Here is an 18,404-nt window from a genome sequence, read left to right on the forward strand (position 1 = left end):
TTGCCGCAAGCCAAGCCTCGGATTGCCTACTTCTGGGTACCGTCATCATGCTGCAGATTGGCCTGGGTCAGGTTGCTGCCCGGCGCCACGCTGCGGGTCAGCCAGACGTTACCGCCGATGGTCGAACCCTTGCCAATGGTGATTCGTCCCAGAATAGTCGCGCCGGCATAAATCACCACGTCGTCCTCGACAATCGGGTGGCGCGGATGGCCCTTCTGCAACTGCCCGTCCTCGTCCGCAGGGAAGCGCTTGGCGCCCAGGGTCACGGCCTGGTAGATGCGTACCCGCTCGCCGATGATCGCCGTTTCGCCGATCACCACGCCGGTACCGTGGTCGATGAAGAAGCTCGGGCCGATCTGCGCCCCCGGGTGAATGTCGATGCCGGTGGCCGAATGCGCCAGCTCCGAGCTGATCCGCGCCAGCAATGGCAGGCCAGCGCGGTACAGATGGTGGGCCAGGCGGTGGTGAATCACCGCGAGGATGCCCGGGTAGCACAGCAGCACTTCATCGACGCTGCGCGCCGCCGGGTCGCCATGAAAAGCGGCCAGCACATCGGTATCGAGGATGCTGCGCAGGCTTGGCAGGGCGGCGGCAAAGTCCTGGATCAGGCGCAGCGCCGTGGCGTCGATCTCGGCCGTGGCCTGCTTGCCGTGGCGCGCCACGTAGCGCAGCTCCAGGCGCGCCTGGGCGAGCAAGGCGGTCAGCGCGGCATCGAGGGTATGGCCAACATAGAAGTCTTCGCTCTCTTCACGCAGGTCGACCGGGCCCAGGCGCATGGGGAACAGGGCACCACACAACTGCTCGAGAATATGGCGCATGGCCTCGCGTGACGGCAGCTCGCGGCCGCCCTGCTCGCCGCTGCTGCGCCCGTTACTGCTGCGCCACTGGTCGCGGGCGGCACGCAGCTGGCCGACGATGGTCTGCAACTGCCAATGCCCTGTTTGCGCGTTGTCGCTCACGGTTACCTCTCCTGCTGCAGCGGCGGTCGGTGGATGGTGGTGCCGCCGAAGTGCCGATTACTTTACGGCAATTTCCTGCGACAGAAAAAATAACCCTTTATTCCAGAACGCAATAAAGGGGGCATAAGCCCGGGAGTTGCCCACCTGCCCCGGGCTGCCTATAGTCGAATTTTACCTAGCCGACGTGACCCCATGATCGACCGACAGCTTGCCCGCTTCAATCGTCTGGACCTGCTTGGCGCCCCTACCGCGCTGGAAAAACTGCATCGGCTGTCAGCCTGGGCCGGCCGCGACATCTACGTCAAACGCGACGACTGCACGCCGTTGGCGCTGGGCGGCAACAAACTACGCAAGCTCGAATACCTGGCCGCCGATGCCCTGGCCAAGGGCGCCGACACCCTGGTCACCGCAGGCGCCATCCAGTCCAACCATGTGCGCCAGACCGCGGCGCTGGCCGCGCAACTGGGCCTGGCCTGCGTAGCCTTGCTGGAAAACCCGATCGCCAGCGACTCAGCCAACTACCAGCACAACGGCAACCGCCTGTTGCTGGAGCTGTTCGACGCCAAGGTCGAGCTGGTCGATAACCTCGACAATGCCGACGAACAACTGCAAGCCCTGGCTGTGCGCCTGCACGCCAGTGGCCGCAAGCCCTACATCGTGCCGATTGGCGGCTCCAACGCCCTCGGTGCCCTGGGGTATGTACGCGCAGGCCTGGAGCTGGCCGAACAGATCGAACATTGCGGCGAGCAGTTCGCCGGGGTGCTGCTGGCCTCCGGCAGTGCCGGTACCCACAGCGGCCTGGCCATCGCCCTGGCAGAAAAACTGCCGAAGCTGCCGGTGATCGGCGTCACCGTGTCGCGCAGCGACGAAGACCAGCGCCCGAAAGTCCAAGGCCTGGCCGAGCGCACCGCCGAGCTGCTGGGCCTGCGCCTGCCGGCCACCTTCAAGATCGAATTGTGGGATGAGTACTTCGCCCCGCGCTATGGCGAACCGAACGCCGGTACCCTCGCCGCCATCCGCCTGCTGGCCAGCCAGGAAGGCTTGCTGCTTGACCCGGTATACACCGGCAAGGCCATGGCCGGGCTGCTTGATGGTATTGCCCGTCAGCGATTCGATGACGGCCCGCTGATTTTTCTGCATACCGGTGGGGCCCCGGCATTATTCGCCTACCCTGAGGTCTGGAACGGCTAACTAACTTATTTGAAAATAATATAAGAAAATGAATTTATATTATTTTTAAGACTAAAAGCGTCACCCTATAGTCAGCGCCACACTCACAACAACATTGGGGCTAACCATGAAGATTTCCGCTTTCGGTAAACAGGCAGTCGCCGCAGGCCTCGGCTTGCTGCTCGGCGCCAGCCTGCTCGGCCAGGCTGTCGCTGGTGAGCAACTGCAGCAGATCAAAGACAAGGGCGTGATCAACATCGGCCTTGAAGGCACTTATCCACCGTTCAGCTTCGTCGACGCCGACGGCAAGCTGGCCGGCTTCGAAGTGGAGCTTTCCGAAGCCCTGGCCAAGGAGCTGGGGGTCAAGGTCAAGCTGCAGCCAACCAAGTGGGATGGCATCCTCGCGGCACTGGAGTCCAAGCGCCTGGACGCGGTGGTGAACCAGGTGACCATCTCCGATGAGCGCAAGAAGAAGTATGACTTCTCCGCGCCCTACACCGTTTCCGGGATTCAGGCGCTGGTGCTGACGAAAAAGGCCGCCGAGCTGAACATCAAGTCCGCTGCCGACCTGGGCGGCAAGAAAGTCGGCGTGGGCCTGGGCACCAACTACGAACAGTGGGTCAAAGCCAACGTGCCGACCGCGGACGTGCGCACCTACGAAGACGATCCGACCAAGTTCCAGGACCTGCGCGTCGGCCGGATCGACGCCATCCTGATCGACCGTCTGGCGGCGCTGGAATACGCCAAGAAAGCCAAGGACACCACTGCCGCCGGTGACGCCTTCTCCCGCCAGGAAGCCGGTATTGCCCTGCGCAAAGGCGAGCCGGAACTGCTGGCAGCAGTGAACAAAGCTCTCGACAAGCTACGCGCCGACGGCACACTGAAAAAGCTTTCGGAAAAGTACTTCAACGCTGACGTCACCCAATAATGGAAGCAGCTTTGCAACTGGCGCTGGAGTCCGCGCCCTTTTTGCTCAAGGGCGCATACTTTACGGTCATTCTCAGCCTCGGCGGGATGTTCTTTGGCCTGTTGCTGGGCTTTGGCCTGGCGCTGATGCGCCTGTCGTCGATCAAGCTGCTGAGCTGGACGGCGCGAGTCTACGTGTCGTTCTTTCGCGGCACGCCGCTGCTGGTGCAGCTGTTCATGATCTACTACGGCCTGCCGCAACTGGGCATCGAGCTCGACCCGCTGCCCGCAGCGTTGATCGGCTTCTCGCTGAACATGGCCGCCTATGCCTGTGAAATTCTCCGCGCCGCGATCAGTTCCATCGACCGCGGCCAGTGGGAGGCTGCCGCCAGCATCGGCATGACCCGTGGCCAGGCCATGCGCCGGGCAATCCTGCCGCAAGCGGCGCGCACCGCCTTGCCGCCACTGGGCAACAGCTTTATTTCGCTGGTCAAGGACACCGCCCTGGCCGCCACCATCCAGGTGCCGGAGCTGTTCCGCCAGGCGCAGCTGATTACTGCGCGCACCTTCGAGATCTTCACCATGTACCTTGCCGCCGCACTGATCTACTGGGTGCTGGCCAGCGTTCTCGCGCACCTGCAGAACCGCCTGGAAGCGCGGGTCAACCGGCACGACCAGGAGTCCTGAGGCATGATCGAGGTACAACGACTGAGCAAGCAGTTCAACGGCCAGACCGTGCTCGATGACATCAGCCTCAAGGTCGAGGCCGGCGAGGTGATCGCCATCATCGGCCCCAGCGGCTCGGGCAAGACCACCTTCCTGCGTTGCCTGAACCTGCTGGAAACCCCCAGCAGCGGGCGCATCAAGGTCGGCAAGGTAGAAATCGACGCCAACCGCCCGCTGGGCCAGCAAAGCGGGCTGATCCGCCAGTTGCGCCAGGAAGTCGGCTTCGTGTTTCAGAACTTCAACCTGTTCCCCCATCGTACCGCGCTGGAGAACGTCATCGAAGGCCCGCTGGTGGTCAAGAAAACTCCGCACGAACAAGCCGTGGCCCTGGGCATGAAGCTGCTGGCCAAGGTCGGCCTGGCCGGCAAGGAAGCCGCCTACCCGCGCAAGCTCTCCGGCGGTCAGCAGCAGCGGGTAGCGATTGCCCGGGCCCTGGCGATGGAGCCGGAAGTGATCCTCTTCGACGAGCCGACCTCGGCGCTCGACCCCGAGCTGGTCGGCGAAGTGCTGGCGACCATTCGTGGCCTGGCTGAAGAAAAGCGCACCATGATCATCGTCACCCACGAGATGAGTTTTGCTCGCGACGTGGCCAACCGGGTGATCTTCTTCGACAAGGGCGTGATCGTTGAACAGGGCGAAGCCAAGGCGCTGTTCGCCCACCCCAAGGAAGACCGCACACGCCAATTCCTGAGCAAGTTCCTCGGTACGCAGAACACCGGCTACTGAGTTTTCCCCGCCCTTTCCCCGCCCCTCTTACAGCGCCTGCCCAGCTCCGGCAGGCGTTCGTCCAGCGACCGCCAAGTACTTCTATATTTATTCCTAAAAGTTAGTTTATTTAATTTTTATACACTATTAGGGTATATGCACCGGACCACCGGACCAGCGCAATTTTGTCGTCGCAACCCGCGCCGACGTTTTCAATTCGTGAGGTAGGTATGGTCAGGAACACAATCACCCCAGTGCGTAACGCCAGGGCATTGAGTGCAGCCAAGGAGCGGTACTGATGTCCAATCTGGCAGAAACCACAGTCCACAGCGATCTGGACAGCGCCCCGCTGTTGCTGCCGGCCAAGGTGCTGAGCAACGACGAACAAGCCCTGCAGGCAGCCCACGAGCTGGCCGAAGCAGCACGCACCCAGGCGGCCAAGCGCGACCAGCAGCGCAAGCTGCCCTGGGCAGAAATCGAGCAGTTCACCCGCAGCGGCCTGGGCAGCATCAGCATCCCGCGCGCCTTTGGCGGCGCGCAGGTGTCGTTTGTCACCATCGCGGAAGTCTTTCGCATCATCAGCGCTGCCGACCCGGCGCTGGGGCAGATCCCGCAAAACCAGTTCGGCATCCTGCAACTGCTCAAAGGCACCGCCACGGAGCGGCAGAAAGAGCTGCTGTTCACCTCGGTGCTCGATGGCTGGCGCATCGGCAATGCCGGGCCGGAACGCGGCACCAAGCACACCCTGGACCTCAAGGCACGGATCACCCGCGAGGGCGATCACTATGTGCTCAGCGGCCAGAAGTTCTATTCCACCGGCGCCCTGTTTGCCCATTGGGTCGCGGTCAAGGCGTTGAACGATGACGGCCGTCAGGTCATGGCCTTTGTCCGCCGCGGCACCCCGGGCCTGCGCATCGTCGATGACTGGTCGGGTTTCGGCCAGCGCACCACCGCCAGCGGCACCGTGCTGCTGGACAAGGTGCAGGTCGATGCGGAGCTGGTGATCGACACCTGGAAACAGAGCGAAGTAGCAAACATCCAGGGCGCGGCTTCGCAGCTGATCCAGGCGGCCATCGATGCCGGTATCGCCGAAGCGGCGATTGCCGACACCATCGCCTTCGTTCGCGACAAAGCCCGGCCATGGATCGACGCCAAGGTCGATCGTGCCAGCGATGATCTCTATGTAATCGCCGACGTCGGCCGCCTGCAGCTTGAGCTGCATGCCGCCCAGGCGCTGCTTTCCAAGGCTGCGCGGGTGCTCGACGAAGTCAGCGCCGCGCCGGTCGATGCCGCTGCGGCCGCTCGCGCTTCGATTGCCGTGGCCGAAGCCAAGGTGCTGACCACCGAGATTTCGCTGCTGGCCAGCGAGAAGCTCTTCGAGCTCTCCGGCAGCCGCGCCACCCTGGCCGAGTTCAACCTCGACCGGCACTGGCGCAATGCCCGCGTGCACACCCTGCACGATCCGGTGCGCTGGAAATACCACGCCGTCGGCGCCTATCACCTCAACGGTACCTTGCCTGCCCGGCACTCCTGGATTTGACCAGACCACTGGAGCCCTGTTTATGAGCCTTTTGCCACAACCGCACGCCAACGTCGCGGTCATCCACACTGACGCCCAGGCATTGCAAGTCGCCGAGGAAATCGCCGTCCAGCTGCGCCGCGACAGCGCCCTGCGCGACCGCGAACGACGCCTGCCACACCCTGAACTTGAACTGTTCTCGCGCTCCGGCCTGTGGGGCATCAGCGTACCCAAGGCCTTTGGTGGCGCAGGCGTATCGAGCGTCACCCTGGCCAAGGTCATCGCCCGCATCGCCCAGGCGGACGCCTCGCTGGGGCAGATTCCGCAGAACCACTTCTATGCCCTCGAAGTGCTGCGGGTCAACGGCAGCGCGGCGCAACAGCAGCGCCTGTACGCCGAAGTACTGGCCGGCCAGCGCTTGGGCAATGCCCTGGCCGAGCTGGGCACCAAGACCGCCCACGACCGCACCACCGCCCTTAGCCGCGACGGCGATGCTTACCGCATCAACGGGCGCAAGTTCTACGCCACCGGTGCGCTCTATGCCCAGCGCATTCCCACCTCGGTTGTCGATGAGGACGGCATCCAGCGCCTGGCCTTCGTCCCGGCAGACAGTACCGGGCTGAAGGTCATCGACGACTGGAGCGGCTTCGGCCAGCGCACCACCGGCAGCGGTTCGGTGCTGTTCGATAACGTCCAGGTTGGCGCCGAAGACGTGCTGCCGTTCCAGAGCGCCTTCGAGCGCCCGACCACGGTCGGCCCGCTGGCGCAGATCCTCCACGCCGCCATCGACACCGGCATCGCCCGCGCCGCCTACGAAGATGCCCTGCACTTCGTGCGCACCCGCAGCCGGCCATGGGTCGACTCCGGGGTCGATAAGGCCAGCGAAGATCCACTGACGCTGAAATCCTTCGGCCACCTGGCGATCCGTTTGCACGCCACTGAAGCGCTGCTCGAACGCGCCGGCGAATACCTCGACCGCGCCCAGGCCGAGCCCAATGCCGCAACCGTCGCCGCCGCCTCCATCGCCGTGGCCGAAGCGCGGGCGATCAGCACCGAGATTTCCCTCGCCGCCGGCACCACTCTGTTCGAGCTGTCGGGCAGCCAGGCCACCCTGGCCGAGCATGGCCTCGACCGGCACTGGCGCAACGCCCGGGTGCACACCCTGCACGACCCGGTGCGCTGGAAGTACCACGCCATCGGCAACTACTACCTCAACGATGAAAACCCACCGTTGCGGGGCACCATCTGATGGCCAAGAAAAAGATCCTGCTCAACGCCTTCAACATGAACTGCGTTGGCCATATCAACCACGGCCTGTGGACCCACCCGCGGGACAACTCGAGCCAGTACAAAACCCTCGAATACTGGACCGAGCTTGCCCAGTTGCTCGAGCGCGGGCTGTTCGACGGGCTGTTCATCGCCGATATCGTCGGTGTCTACGACGTCTACCAGCAGTCGGTCGATGTACCGCTCAAAGAGTCGATCCAGCTACCGGTCAACGACCCGCTGCTGCTGGTCTCGGCCATGGCCGCAGTCACCCGCAACCTGGGTTTCGGCCTGACCGCCAACCTCACCTACGAGCCGCCGTACCTGTTTGCCCGGCGCCTTTCCACCCTCGACCACCTGAGCGGTGGCCGGGTCGGCTGGAACATCGTCACCGGCTACCTCGACAGCGCTGCCAAGGCCATGGGCCTGGACCAGCAACCCGAGCACGACCGCCGCTATGACCAGGCCGACGAGTACCTGCAGGTGCTGTACAAGCTCTGGGAAGGCAGCTGGGAAGACGGCGCGGTGCTCAATGATCAGCAGCAGCGGATCTACGCCCAGCCCGACAAGGTGCACAAGGTCAAGCATCAAGGCGAGTTCTACCGGGTCGAGGGCTATCACCTCTGCGAGCCGTCGCCGCAGCGTACGCCGGTGCTGTTCCAGGCTGGCAGCTCCGAGCGTGGCCTGGGCTTTGCCGGCAACCATGCCGAATGCGTGTTCATCAGCGGCCAGAACAAGGCCGCCACCCGCGCCCAGGTCGACAAGGTCCGCGCTGCCGCCGTCGCAGCCGGGCGCGACCCGCAAGCCATCAAGGTGTTCATGGGCCTGACGGTGATCGTCGCCCGCACAGAAGAACAGGCCAAGGCCAAGCACGCCGAGTACCTACGCTATGCCAGCCCCGAGGCCGGTGTTGCGCACTTTGCCAGTTCCACCGCTATCGATTTTTCCGAGTACGAACTGGACGAGCCGATCCAGTACGTGAAAAGCAATGCCATCCAGTCTGCAACCAAGAACCTGCAGAACAACGACTGGACCCGGCGCAAGCTGCTCGAACAGCACGCTCTGGGCGGGCGCTACATCACCCTGATCGGCTCGCCGATCCAGGTCGCCGACGCGCTGGAAAGCTGGATCGCCGAAACCGGCCTCGACGGTTTCAACCTGGCGCGCACGGTCACCCCGGAAAGCTATGTCGACTTCATCGACCTGGTCATCCCCGAGTTGCAACGCCGCGGCTCGTACAAGACCGCCTACGAACAGGGCAGCCTGCGCGAAAAACTCTTCGCCAGCGACCAGCCTCACCTGCCGGCAGACCATCCTGGCGCCAGCTATCGCCACACCACCACGACCCCGACGGGAGCGCTACAGCATGCTTAAGACCTTTATTGCCCGCCCGGTCGCAGCCCTGGCCTTGAGCCTCGGCCTGTTCGGCGCCGCCCAGGCCGCCGATGCCCTGAAAGTCGGCACCACCGCAGCCTTCTCGATCCCGCTTGAAGCCGCCGTCAGCGAGGCCAAGAAACAGGGCCTGGACGTCGAACTGATCGAGTTCAGCGACTGGATCGCGCCGAATGTCAGCCTGGCGGCCGGCGACATCGACGTGAACTACTTCCAGCACATCCCGTTCCTGGAAAACGCCAAGGCTGCTGCCGGTTTCGACCTGGTGCCCTTCGCCCCGGGGATCATCAACAACGTCGGCCTGTATTCGAAAAAGTACAAGAGCTTCGCCGAGCTGCCCGAGGGCGCCAGCGTGGCCATCGCCAACGACCCGATCAACAGCGGCCGCGGTTTGCAGTTGCTGGCCAAGGCCGGCCTGATCACCCTCAAGCCCGGCGTCGGCTACAAGGCTACCGAAGAAGACATTGTCGCCAATCCGAAGAAGCTGAAGATCCTCCAGGTTGAAGCAGTACAACTGGTGCGTGCCTACGACGACGCCGACCTGGTTCAGGGCTACCCGGCCTACATCCGCCTGGCCAAGACCTTCGACGCCACTTCGGCGCTGCTGTTCGACGGCCTCGACCACAAGGAATACGTGATCCAGTTCGTCATCCGCCCGCAGAGCAAGGACGACCCGCGCCTGGCCAGGTTCATCGACATCTACCAGCACTCGCCGGTGGTGCGTGCTGCCCTCGACCAGGCCCACGGCAAGCTCTACCAAGCCGGCTGGGAGAGCTGAAATGAGCGCCATCAGCGCCCGCGTGGCGCAGGAGCAGCAGGCCACTTTCGCGCCCCTGCAACAGGCCCGGCAACGGGCCTTGCACCCGGAGCTGGGCAACGCCCATGTACGCTTCATTGGCCTCGGCAAGACGTACCCTGGCCAACAGGCCCCGGCGCTGGACGGCATCGACCTGAACATCCAGCACGGCGAGATCTTCGGCATCATCGGCCGCAGCGGCGCCGGCAAGTCGTCGCTGATCCGCACCATCAACCGCCTGGAGCAACCCAGCCAGGGTCGGGTGCTGATCGACCAGGTAGACATCGGCGAGTACGACGAAGACCGCCTGGTGCGCCTGCGTCGGCGCATCGGCATGATCTTCCAGCACTTCAACCTGATGTCGGCCAAGACCGTCTGGCAGAACGTCGAGCTACCGCTCAAGGTCGCCGGCGTGCCCAAGGCCGAGCGCCAGCGCAAGGTTGCCCAATTGCTGGAACTGGTCGGCCTGCAGGAGAAGCATCACGTCTACCCGGCGCAGTTGTCCGGCGGGCAGAAGCAGCGCGTCGGCATTGCCCGGGCGCTGGTGCATGACCCCGAGATCCTGCTGTGTGACGAGGCTACGTCGGCACTCGACCCGGAAACCACCGAGTCGATCCTCGGCCTGCTACGCGATATCAACCAGCGCCTGGGTTTGACCATCGTGTTGATCACCCACGAGATGGCGGTGATCCGCGATATCTGCCACCGGGTAGTGGTGCTCGAGCGTGGGCGCATCGTTGAACAAGGCGCTGTCTGGCAGGTGTTCGGCGATCCGCAGCATGAGGTCAGCAAGACCCTGCTCGCGCCCTTGCAGCCTGCTCTGCCAGCTGCGTTGCAGGCTCGCTTGCAGCCGCAACCGGCGGGGCCTGAGGCAGCACTGGTGTTGAGCTTGCGGGTGAGTGGCAAAGACAAGCAGGCGCCGGAATTGTCTTCATTATTCGCCTTGCTCGGCGGTCGGATCAGCTTGCTGCAAGGCGGCATCGAACCGATCCAGGGCCGCGCGTTGGGGCAGCTTGTTGTGTCGGTGGCCAACTCGCCGCACCGCCACGAGCAAGTGATTGAGCGCGCCCGGCAATGGGCGGCACAAGTGGAGGTATTGGGTTATGTGGTTTGATCGCTTGCTCCAGGGCGTGCTCGACACCCTGCTGATGGTCGGCGTCTCATCGCTGATCGCCCTGCTCGCCGGCGTGCCGCTGGCGGTGATCCTGGTCACCAGTGGCAAGGGCGGGATCTTTGAAGCGCCTGCCCTGAACCGGGTGCTCGGCGCCTTCGTCAACCTGTTCCGCTCGATTCCGTTCCTGATCCTGATGGTGGCCTTGATTCCCTTCACCCGCTTGATCGTCGGCACCACCTACGGCGTCTGGGCGGCAGTGGTACCGCTGACCATTGCCGCCACACCGTTCTTTGCGCGCATTGCCGAAGTCAGCCTGCGCGAGGTCGACCACGGCCTGATCGAAGCGGCCCAGGCCATGGGCTGCCGGCGCTGGCATATCGTCTGGCATGTACTGCTGCCCGAAGCCCTGCCGGGCATTGTTGGCGGCTTTACCATCACCCTGGTGACCATGATCAACTCCTCGGCCATGGCCGGCGCCATCGGTGCCGGAGGCCTGGGCGACATCGCCTATCGCTATGGCTACCAGCGCTTCGACAGCCAGATCATGCTGACGGTGATCGTCATGCTGGTGGTGCTGGTGGCGTTGATTCAGCTGGGCGGGGACCGGTTGGCGAAGGGCTTGAACAAGCGCTGAATTTATCGCGGGTCAAGTCGGGTCGCCGCTCCCACATCTATGGCACAGGGAAACATTCTGTTTTCAAGACCTCCATGCTCCCCCAGCGAGTCCAGCTACCTTGAAGTTTCAAACTCAAGGAAGTCGACATGGACCGTCCACACTCCAAGCGCCTGCGACGGGGGCGAATTTCCGAACCCGGCAGGTTGTATCTACTGACGAGCATCACTGAAAACCGGGCCCCCATACTCAGAGAGTTTGGCTTGGCCCGGCTCGTCGTTGCCCAATTCAAACTAGCTGAGCAAGAAGGCGCTGCGCGATCACTGGCCTGGGTAGTAATGCCTGATCACTTTCATTGGCTCATCGAGTTGCAGTCCTGCACATTGAAAACACTAATGCGCAGGCTCAAGTCACGCAGTGGCTGCGCCATTTGCAAGGCGTGCAAACTCAAAAGCAGACTCTGGCAGCCTGGGTTTCATGATCGTGCATTGCGCTATGAAGAAGATGTCCAGGCAGTAGCTCGTTACATTGTTGCCAACCCTATTCGTGCAGGGCTGGTGCAGCGAATTGGTGACTATCCTCATTGGGATGCGGTCTGGATCTAAAAGCATCGCGGGTCAAGCCCGCTCCCACAGAATACACCGTTGAAACTGTGGGAGCGGGCTGGACCCGCGATGGCGTAATCACTGGCGCTGCGGCTCGCGGATCTTGTACCAGGCCACGTACAGCGCCGGCAAAAACAGCAGGGTCAGCAAGGTGGCGACGATGATCCCGCCGATCATGGCGTAGGCCATCGGCCCCCAGAACACTTCGCGGGCGATCGGGATCATGCCCAGGCTCGCCGCTGCCGCAGTCAGCAAAATCGGCCGGCGCCTGTGGTTGGTCGCTTCCAGCACCGCATCCCAGGGCGAGTAGCCCTGGGCTTCGTACTCGTCGATCTGGGTCACCAGGATCACCGAGTTGCGGATGATGATGCCGATCAGCGCAAGAATCCCCAGGATCGCCACAAAGCCCATCGGCGTGCCGGTCGGCACCAGCGCCAGGACCACGCCGATCAAGCCCAGCGGCGCCACGCTGGCGACCAGGAACAGCTTCTGCACGCTGTGCAGCTGGATCATCAGGAAGGTGCCCATCATGAACAGCATCAGCGGCACCACCTTGGCGATCGGGCCCTGGGCCTTGCCGCTTTCTTCTACGGTACCGCCGGTGGCCACGGCGTAACCCACCGGCAGTTTGCTGGCGAATTCGTCGATCTGCGGCTTGAGCTCGGCCACCAGGTCGGTCGGCTGGATTTCGCCGCGCACCGAGGCCTTGATGGTGATGGTCGGTTTGCGGTCGCGACGCCATACCAGCGGCTGTTCCAGCTCATAGCGCACGGTGGCGAAGGCCAGCAGCGGGATCGAGGTGCCGTTGGGGGTGACGATCTGCAGGTTTTGCAGGGTCTGCGGCGTGCCGCGCTCGCTGTCTACGGCGCGCGCGATGACGTCGATCAGGTAGATGTTGTCGTTGACCTCGGTCACCGGCGCGCCGCTGACGATGCTGTTCATCACATTGGCCACGTCTTCGGACGACAACCCGAGCTGGCGCGCCTTGTCTTGGGCGATCTCGACCCGCAGCACCTTGCCCGGCTCGTTCCAGTCGTAAATCATCTCGCCGATGTGCTCGTTCTGGTCGAGCAGCGAGGCCAGGGCAATGGCGTGCTTGCGCACTTCATCGATGTCCTTGCCGCTGACCCGGTACTGGATTGGTCGCCCGACCGGCGGGCCCATTTCCAGTGACTGGACGTTGCTGCCAATGCCGACGAAGTCTTCACGCAGACGCTTTTGCAGGCGCGCCATCAATGCCTCGCGCGACTCCAGGCCTTTGCTGACAATCACCAGCTGGGCGTAGTACGGGTTCTGCAGTTGCTGGTCCAGCGGCAGGTAGAAACGGATCGCGCCCTGGCCGATGTAAGTGCTCCAGCGCACGATATCCGGGTCGCCCTTGAGCGTCGCTTCCAGGCGATCCACCGCCTTGCGGGTTTCCTCGATCGAGGCGTTTTGCGGCAGGTTGAGGTCGACGAGAATTTCCGGGCGGTCCGAGGACGGGAAGAACTGGTTCTGCACGAATCGCATGCAGAACACCGCCAGCACGAACAGCAACACAGTGCCGATGATGGTCAGCCAGCGATGACGCATGCACCACAGCAGGCTGTTGCCAAAGGCCTTGCCGATACGCCCCGGCTCTTCGCTGTGCGGTTTGACCTTGGTGCTGAGGATATGCACGCCGAGTACCGGGGCAAATACTACGGCCACCACCCAGGACACCAGCAAGGCGGCCGCGATCACCGCGAACAGGGTGTAGGTGTACTCCCCTGCCGAGCTGGCATTGAGGCCGATCGGCACGAAGCCCGCGACCGTCACCAGGGTACCGGTAAGCATCGGAAAGGCGGTCGAGGTGTAGGCGAAGGTGGCTGCCTGCTCCTTGGACTCGCCCATTTCCAGGCGCGTGACCATGACCTCGACGGTGATCATCGCATCGTCCACCAACAGGCCCAGGGCAATGATCAGCGCGCCCAGGGAGATCCGCTGCATGGTGATGCCGCTGTATTCCATGAAGATGAAGACCATGGCCAGCACCAGCGGAATCGAACAGGCCACCACCAGACCGGCGCGTACCCCGAGGCTGATGAAGCTGACCACCAGGACGATCACCACCGCCTCGAACAGGGCGCTGGTAAAGCCGCCCACGGCCTCCTCTACTACCACCGCCTGGTCAGACACCGTATGCACGCCAACACCAACCGGCAACTCGGAGACCACGCGGTCCATCATCTTGTGCAGGTCGGCACCGAACACCTGGATGTTGCCGCCGGCCTTCATGCCGATGGCAAGACCAATGGCGGTCTGGCCGTTGTAGCGAAACATCGGCGCGGGTGGGTCGACAAAGCCTCGCTGGATCTCGGCGATATCCGCCAGGCGGAAAAAACGGTCGTTTATCCGCAGGTTGACCGCTTCCAGGTCTTTTTCCGAAGCGAACTGCCCGGTGGTGCGTACCGAAATGCGCTCGGGACCGGCCTCGATCACCCCGGCCGGGGTGACTGCGTTCTGGCTCTGCAGGGCCTGCAATACCTGGCGCTGGTCGATGCCGAACGACGCCAGCTTGCGGGTCGAGAAGTTCAGGTAGAGCACCTCGTCCTGGGTGCCGATCATTTCCACCTTGCCCAGGTTGGGCACTTCACGGATCTCGGCGCGCACCTGTTCGACGTAGTCGCGCAGCTGGCGCATGCTCAGGCCATCGGCGGTAAAGGCGTAGATCGAGCCGAACACGTCACCGAACTCATCGTTGAAACCCGGGCCCTGAATGCCTTGTGGAAACTCGCCGCGAATATCCTGGATCTTCTTGCGCACCTGATACCAGATCTGCGGGATGTCCGCCGCCTTGGTGGTGTCGCGCAGGTTGACGTAAACGGTCGACTCGCCAGGGCGGGTGTAGCTTTTCACATAGTCGAGGGAGTCCAGCTCTTCGAGCTTCTTTTCGATGCGGTCGGTGACCTGGTACAGGGTTTCATCCTGGGTCGCACCCGGCCAGCGGGTCTGAATGACCATGGTCTTGATGGTGAACGAAGGGTCTTCCTCACGCCCCAGGTTCATGTAGGAAAACACGCCCATCAGCAAGCCGACGAACATCAGGTACCAGACAAAGGATTGGTGCTTCAGCGCCCACTCCGACAGGTTGAAGCTTCCATTCATTGCGGGTCTTCCTCGTCGACGATGACCTTCTGGCCCGGTTTGAGACTGTTTACACCGGCGGTTACTACTCGCTCGCCAGGCTGTACGCCCGAGGCCAGCACTACGCTGCCGGGGGTACGCTCAAGCAGCTTCACATCACGTGTGGCGACGGTTTTTTGCTGCGGATCGACCACCCATACCCGGGTCTTGCCGTCGCTTTCGAGCAAGGCCGACGCCGGCAGTTCGGTGCGTGGCGAAACCGCCGAGGTCAGGGTGACGCTGATAGCCGTGCCGAGACGGAACGCATTCGGCGTATCGACCAAGGTCAGGCGGGCGCGACGGGTGCGCGTGGTGGCATCGGCCTGCGGCTCCAGCTCACGCAGGGTTGCTGTGGTGTTGATATCCGGGTCCAGTTGCGAGGCCACCAGGAACTGAAGCTGCGTGTTCAATTGCTCGGCCAGGCTGGTCGGCAGGTCGATCACCGCTTCCTTGATATCCGGTCGCGCCAGGGTCACCACGGCCTGGCCGGCACTCACCGTTTGCCCGGCCTCGGCCTGCCAATTGGTGACTACGGCGCCATGGTCGGCCTTCAGCTCGCTGTAACCCAGTTGATCACGGGCCTGGTCAACCGCCGCCCGCGCCTGCTTGAGGGAGGCTCCAGTGGTCTTCAGGTCGGTCTGCGCGATGTCCAGCTGGGCTTGCGCACCCACGCCGCGATCAAACAACTGCTGCTGACGTCGGGCGTTGGCCTGGGCGTTGATCCACTGCGCCTGGATCTTCGCCAGGTCGCCCTCAGCGGCGCGCAACTGGTTGCGCTGGTCGGTGGGATCAAGGCTGGCAAGCACATCGCCTGGTTGCACTTGACTGCCGACATCGACCCAGCGCCGGGCAATCCGGCCCCCCACACGAAAGCCCAGGGTGCTTTCAAAACGGGCCTGGATGCTGCCAGCGAAACGTCCAAGATTGGCCTGTACCTGTGGCTGGGCAATGACCGACAGCACTGGTCGCACAGGTTCTGGCGCACTGGCTTGCTTGCCGCAACCTACGAGCAGTAGTACGCCGCCCAAGACAAACGTGATTGCTTTCATTGCGCCACCCCGCTGTCCTTGAGCGGCGCGATTTCCACCTGCATGCCCGGATTTAGCAGTTGCCCGCCCGTTACCACAACGGTTTCCCCACCTTTGAGGCCATCGCCCACCACCACCTTGCCGGTCAGGTAGCGCATCACCTTGACCTTCTGCAAGCGCACCTTGTCACCCTCGCCCACCAGCCACACCGCCGGCTCATGCAGGTCTTTGGTCAGCGCTGACCAGGGCAACTCTACGCTCGGCTTGCCCTGAACTTTGCCGGTGGCAGTAACTGGCGAGCCCAGGTCCATGCCGGGCGGCACATCATTCAATGCCACCTTGACCTGCACCGTGCCGCTTTGCGCCGAAACCGTCGGGGTGACCTCACGGATGTAACCCTGAGCCTGGATTTTCGGGTTATCCACCAGGCTGACCTTGATTGCCTCACGGGTGGCCGGGGCCACCAGCAAGGCTTCGTAGACATTGAACACCGCATCGCGCTCACCATCGCGGGCCAGGCTGAAGATCGGCACCGTGGCCTGAACCACCTGGCCGACCTCGGCCTGGCGCTCGGTGATCACCCCGTCCGCCTCGGCGACCAGCGCGGTGTAGCTCAACTGCTCTCGGGCGTTGGCCAGTTGCGCCTGGGCGGCCTTGAGTGCGCTCTGGCTGCTGCGCAAGGCGGCTTCGGCCGAGTCGTACTCGCTCTGGCTGGTGTAGCCCTTGGGCAACAGTTTTTGCTGGCGAACAAAGGCCGCGGCAGTCTGGGTCACGCGCGCCTGCTCGGCGAAGACCTCGGCCTTGGCCGAGTCGACGTTGGTCTGCAGGTCCTTGGGGTCAAGCCTGGCCAGTACCTGGTTGGCCTTGATGTGATCGCCGACATCGACGCTGCGGGCAATGATCTTGCCGCCCACGCGAAAGGAAAGATCGGTCTGCACCCGCGCCTGAACATCGCCGGTCAGGGTTACGGACGCTGCGAAATCACTGGGCTGAACACGTTGAACACCAACCCTGGGCAGTTCGGCTTCAGGGGCTTTTTTCTCCCCGCATCCCGTCAGCACCAGCGACACCCCCAGGCAGACGAGCGATAAAGGACGCAACACCCTCATGCAGGCTCCTTGCATGTGCCAGATCTATTTAGGAATGCGAGTGTTAGCGTAGATCAGGGTTCCCTTGATCGCTTGTCGGTGTACACAATTCGTTCACCACGCGGAATCGGCGATACTGCCCTCTTTACCTGAATGGACGCTGCCATGCTGACCACCCTGGCTGTCGCCAACTACCGCTCGATCAATCACCTGGTACTGCCACTGGCACGCCTTAACGTCATCACCGGGCCCAACGGCAGCGGCAAGTCCAACCTGTACAAGGCCCTGCGCCTGCTCGCCGAAACGGCGCAAGGCGGTGTGGTCAACGCCCTGGCGGTGGAGGGCGGGCTGGAGTCGACGTTCTGGGCCGGCCCCGAGCAGATCAGCCGGCGCATGAGCAACGGCGAAGTCGCCATCCAGGGCGGCCCGCGCCAGCATGCACGGCGCTTGCGCCTGGGCTTTGGCGACGAAGAATTCGGCTACGCCATCGGTCTCGGCCTGCCGGAGCCGAGCAGGTCATCTTTCGCCCTCGACCCGCAGATCAAGCGCGAAAGCATCTGGGCAGGTCCGTTGTACCGCCCGGCCAGCCTGCTGGTGGACCGCCAGGGGCCGATGGTCAAGGTCCGTGAAGGCCGCCAATGGGAGGTGCTGGCGCAGCACACGCCGAGCTTCGACAGCCTGTTCGACCAGGTCGGCAACCTGCGCTCCTCACCGGAGGTGTTGCTGCTGCGCGAGCGCATCCGTGGCTGGCGCTTCTACGATCACTTTCGCACCGACCGTGATGCCCCGGCCCGCCGCCGGCAACTGGGTACGCGCACGCCGGTACTGCACCACGACGGCCGCGACCTGGCCGCCGCGCTGCAGACCATCATCGAGATCGGCGACCCGCAGGCCTTGCAGGCAACCATCGCCGATGCCTTCCCGGGCGCACGCCTGGAGATCGATGCAGTGCCGGGTGGGGCGTTCGGGGTGTTGTTTCATCAAGAGGGCTTGTTGCGGCCGCTGAGCGCCGCCGAGCTATCGGACGGTACCTTGCGCTACCTGCTGCTGGTCGCCGCGCTGCTGACGCCAAGGCCGCCGACCATGATGGTGCTGAACGAGCCGGAAACCAGCTTGCACCCGGATTTGCTGCCAGCGTTGGCGCGCTTGATCGTTCGCGCCTCGGAGCAGTGTCAGGTGTGGGTGGTGTCACATGCACGCCGCCTGGTGGCAGCGCTGGAACAGGATGCGAGCTGCAATTCGATCGTGCTGGAGAAGGTGCTGGGGCAGACCCGCGTTGCCGGTCAGGGGATGCTCGACGAGCCGGCCTGGCACTGGCCGGAGTGAAAACCAATCGCGGGGCAAGCCCGCTCCTGCCCATTTGTAGGAGCGGG

At 63.4% G+C, this 18,404-nt stretch carries 16 protein-coding genes; 12 read left to right on the forward strand and 4 right to left on the reverse strand.

What is annotated here, in order from left to right:
* Nucleotides 1-26: 26 nt before the first annotated feature.
* Complete coding sequence (gene epsC, locus ACZ9A3_RS22525) at nt 27-959, reverse strand: serine O-acetyltransferase EpsC (protein WP_045201146.1); 933 nt, start codon at nt 957-959, stop codon at nt 27-29.
* 192 nt (nt 960-1,151) lie between these two features.
* Here epsC and ACZ9A3_RS22530 point away from each other — a divergent pair, with 192 nt between their 5' ends.
* The 11 genes from ACZ9A3_RS22530 to ACZ9A3_RS22580 all read left to right on the forward strand — a co-directional run bounded on the left by ACZ9A3_RS22530 (nt 1,152) and on the right by ACZ9A3_RS22580 (nt 11,771).
* Nucleotides 1,152-2,150, forward strand: coding sequence for a D-cysteine desulfhydrase (locus ACZ9A3_RS22530; RefSeq protein WP_093378354.1), 999 nt, complete (start codon nt 1,152-1,154; stop codon nt 2,148-2,150).
* Nucleotides 2,151-2,256: 106 nt separating this feature from the next.
* Nucleotides 2,257-3,057 carry a cystine ABC transporter substrate-binding protein gene (gene tcyJ, locus ACZ9A3_RS22535; RefSeq protein WP_093378350.1) on the forward strand — a complete coding sequence of 267 codons (801 nt, stop codon included), beginning with the start codon at nt 2,257-2,259 and terminating at the stop codon, nt 3,055-3,057.
* Nucleotides 3,057-3,722, forward strand: coding sequence for a cystine ABC transporter permease (gene tcyL / locus ACZ9A3_RS22540; protein WP_045201143.1), 666 nt, complete (start codon nt 3,057-3,059; stop codon nt 3,720-3,722). The genes tcyJ and tcyL overlap by 1 nt, the downstream gene beginning before the upstream one ends.
* Nucleotides 3,723-3,725: 3 nt before the next feature.
* The gene (tcyN, locus tag ACZ9A3_RS22545) at nt 3,726-4,487 is read left to right on the forward strand and encodes an L-cystine ABC transporter ATP-binding protein TcyN (RefSeq protein ID WP_045201142.1); all 762 of its coding nucleotides are present in this window, start codon (nt 3,726-3,728) and stop codon (nt 4,485-4,487) included.
* 277 nt (nt 4,488-4,764) lie between these two features.
* The gene (locus tag ACZ9A3_RS22550; RefSeq protein ID WP_093378342.1) at nt 4,765-6,006 is read left to right on the forward strand and encodes an SfnB family sulfur acquisition oxidoreductase; all 1,242 of its coding nucleotides are present in this window, start codon (nt 4,765-4,767) and stop codon (nt 6,004-6,006) included.
* A gap of 22 nt (nt 6,007-6,028) precedes the next feature.
* A complete protein-coding gene (locus tag ACZ9A3_RS22555) occupies nt 6,029-7,234 on the forward strand; it encodes an SfnB family sulfur acquisition oxidoreductase (RefSeq protein WP_093378338.1) in 1,206 nt (401 codons plus the stop codon).
* Nucleotides 7,234-8,625, forward strand: coding sequence for an LLM class flavin-dependent oxidoreductase (locus tag ACZ9A3_RS22560; protein WP_476253137.1), 1,392 nt, complete (start codon nt 7,234-7,236; stop codon nt 8,623-8,625). The genes ACZ9A3_RS22555 and ACZ9A3_RS22560 overlap by 1 nt, the downstream gene beginning before the upstream one ends.
* Nucleotides 8,618-9,421 carry a MetQ/NlpA family ABC transporter substrate-binding protein gene (locus tag ACZ9A3_RS22565; protein ID WP_258608556.1) on the forward strand — a complete coding sequence of 268 codons (804 nt, stop codon included), beginning with the start codon at nt 8,618-8,620 and terminating at the stop codon, nt 9,419-9,421. The genes ACZ9A3_RS22560 and ACZ9A3_RS22565 overlap by 8 nt, the downstream gene beginning before the upstream one ends.
* A gap of 1 nt (nt 9,422) precedes the next feature.
* The gene (locus ACZ9A3_RS22570; protein WP_195885273.1) at nt 9,423-10,553 is read left to right on the forward strand and encodes a methionine ABC transporter ATP-binding protein; all 1,131 of its coding nucleotides are present in this window, start codon (nt 9,423-9,425) and stop codon (nt 10,551-10,553) included.
* Nucleotides 10,543-11,187: a methionine ABC transporter permease gene (locus ACZ9A3_RS22575; RefSeq protein WP_093378325.1), complete on the forward strand. Its 645-nt coding sequence runs from the start codon at nt 10,543-10,545 to the stop codon at nt 11,185-11,187. The genes ACZ9A3_RS22570 and ACZ9A3_RS22575 overlap by 11 nt, the downstream gene beginning before the upstream one ends.
* Nucleotides 11,188-11,315: 128 nt before the next feature.
* Nucleotides 11,316-11,771 carry an REP-associated tyrosine transposase gene (locus ACZ9A3_RS22580; RefSeq protein WP_045201130.1) on the forward strand — a complete coding sequence of 152 codons (456 nt, stop codon included), beginning with the start codon at nt 11,316-11,318 and terminating at the stop codon, nt 11,769-11,771.
* Between the two features lie 78 nt (nt 11,772-11,849).
* On the opposite strand, the gene ACZ9A3_RS22585 is transcribed toward ACZ9A3_RS22580, so the two are convergent.
* From ACZ9A3_RS22585 to ACZ9A3_RS22595, 3 genes are read right to left on the reverse strand one after another with little or no spacing between them, the layout of a single operon-like run.
* Nucleotides 11,850-14,897: an efflux RND transporter permease subunit gene (locus ACZ9A3_RS22585; RefSeq protein ID WP_093378316.1), complete on the reverse strand. Its 3,048-nt coding sequence runs from the start codon at nt 14,895-14,897 to the stop codon at nt 11,850-11,852.
* Nucleotides 14,894-15,964, reverse strand: a complete 1,071-nt coding sequence (locus ACZ9A3_RS22590) for an efflux RND transporter periplasmic adaptor subunit (protein ID WP_476253138.1) — start codon at nt 15,962-15,964, stop codon at nt 14,894-14,896. The genes ACZ9A3_RS22585 and ACZ9A3_RS22590 overlap by 4 nt, the downstream gene beginning before the upstream one ends.
* Nucleotides 15,961-17,052 (reverse strand): efflux RND transporter periplasmic adaptor subunit, encoded by a 1,092-nt coding sequence (locus ACZ9A3_RS22595; protein ID WP_093378311.1) that lies wholly within the window; start codon nt 17,050-17,052, stop codon nt 15,961-15,963. Before ACZ9A3_RS22595 ends, ACZ9A3_RS22590 begins: the two co-directional genes overlap by 4 nt.
* A gap of 144 nt (nt 17,053-17,196) precedes the next feature.
* Here ACZ9A3_RS22595 and ACZ9A3_RS22600 point away from each other — a divergent pair, with 144 nt between their 5' ends.
* Nucleotides 17,197-18,357 carry an AAA family ATPase gene (locus tag ACZ9A3_RS22600; RefSeq protein WP_476253139.1) on the forward strand — a complete coding sequence of 387 codons (1,161 nt, stop codon included), beginning with the start codon at nt 17,197-17,199 and terminating at the stop codon, nt 18,355-18,357.
* Nucleotides 18,358-18,404 lie beyond the last annotated feature (47 nt).

The sequence above is a fragment of the Pseudomonas sp. TE4620 genome (assembly GCF_056279045.1).

What these genes read in the sequence shown, in the direction of transcription:
- ACZ9A3_RS22530 (WP_093378354.1), top strand. Translation starts at nt 1,152, where the DNA reads ATGATCGACCGACAGCTTGCCCGCTTCAATCGTCTGGACCTGCTTGGC.
- tcyJ (WP_093378350.1), top strand. Translation starts at nt 2,257, where the DNA reads ATGAAGATTTCCGCTTTCGGTAAACAGGCAGTCGCCGCAGGCCTCGGC.
- tcyL (WP_045201143.1), top strand. Translation starts at nt 3,057, where the DNA reads ATGGAAGCAGCTTTGCAACTGGCGCTGGAGTCCGCGCCCTTTTTGCTC.
- tcyN (WP_045201142.1), top strand. Translation starts at nt 3,726, where the DNA reads ATGATCGAGGTACAACGACTGAGCAAGCAGTTCAACGGCCAGACCGTG.
- ACZ9A3_RS22550 (WP_093378342.1), top strand. Translation starts at nt 4,765, where the DNA reads ATGTCCAATCTGGCAGAAACCACAGTCCACAGCGATCTGGACAGCGCC.
- ACZ9A3_RS22555 (WP_093378338.1), top strand. Translation starts at nt 6,029, where the DNA reads ATGAGCCTTTTGCCACAACCGCACGCCAACGTCGCGGTCATCCACACT.
- ACZ9A3_RS22560 (WP_476253137.1), top strand. Translation starts at nt 7,234, where the DNA reads ATGGCCAAGAAAAAGATCCTGCTCAACGCCTTCAACATGAACTGCGTT.
- ACZ9A3_RS22565 (WP_258608556.1), top strand. Translation starts at nt 8,618, where the DNA reads ATGCTTAAGACCTTTATTGCCCGCCCGGTCGCAGCCCTGGCCTTGAGC.
- ACZ9A3_RS22570 (WP_195885273.1), top strand. Translation starts at nt 9,423, where the DNA reads ATGAGCGCCATCAGCGCCCGCGTGGCGCAGGAGCAGCAGGCCACTTTC.
- ACZ9A3_RS22575 (WP_093378325.1), top strand. Translation starts at nt 10,543, where the DNA reads ATGTGGTTTGATCGCTTGCTCCAGGGCGTGCTCGACACCCTGCTGATG.
- ACZ9A3_RS22580 (WP_045201130.1), top strand. Translation starts at nt 11,316, where the DNA reads ATGGACCGTCCACACTCCAAGCGCCTGCGACGGGGGCGAATTTCCGAA.
- ACZ9A3_RS22585 (WP_093378316.1), bottom strand. Translation starts at nt 14,897, where the DNA reads ATGAATGGAAGCTTCAACCTGTCGGAGTGGGCGCTGAAGCACCAATCC.
- ACZ9A3_RS22590 (WP_476253138.1), bottom strand. Translation starts at nt 15,964, where the DNA reads ATGAAAGCAATCACGTTTGTCTTGGGCGGCGTACTACTGCTCGTAGGT.
- ACZ9A3_RS22595 (WP_093378311.1), bottom strand. Translation starts at nt 17,052, where the DNA reads ATGAGGGTGTTGCGTCCTTTATCGCTCGTCTGCCTGGGGGTGTCGCTG.
- ACZ9A3_RS22600 (WP_476253139.1), top strand. Translation starts at nt 17,197, where the DNA reads ATGCTGACCACCCTGGCTGTCGCCAACTACCGCTCGATCAATCACCTG.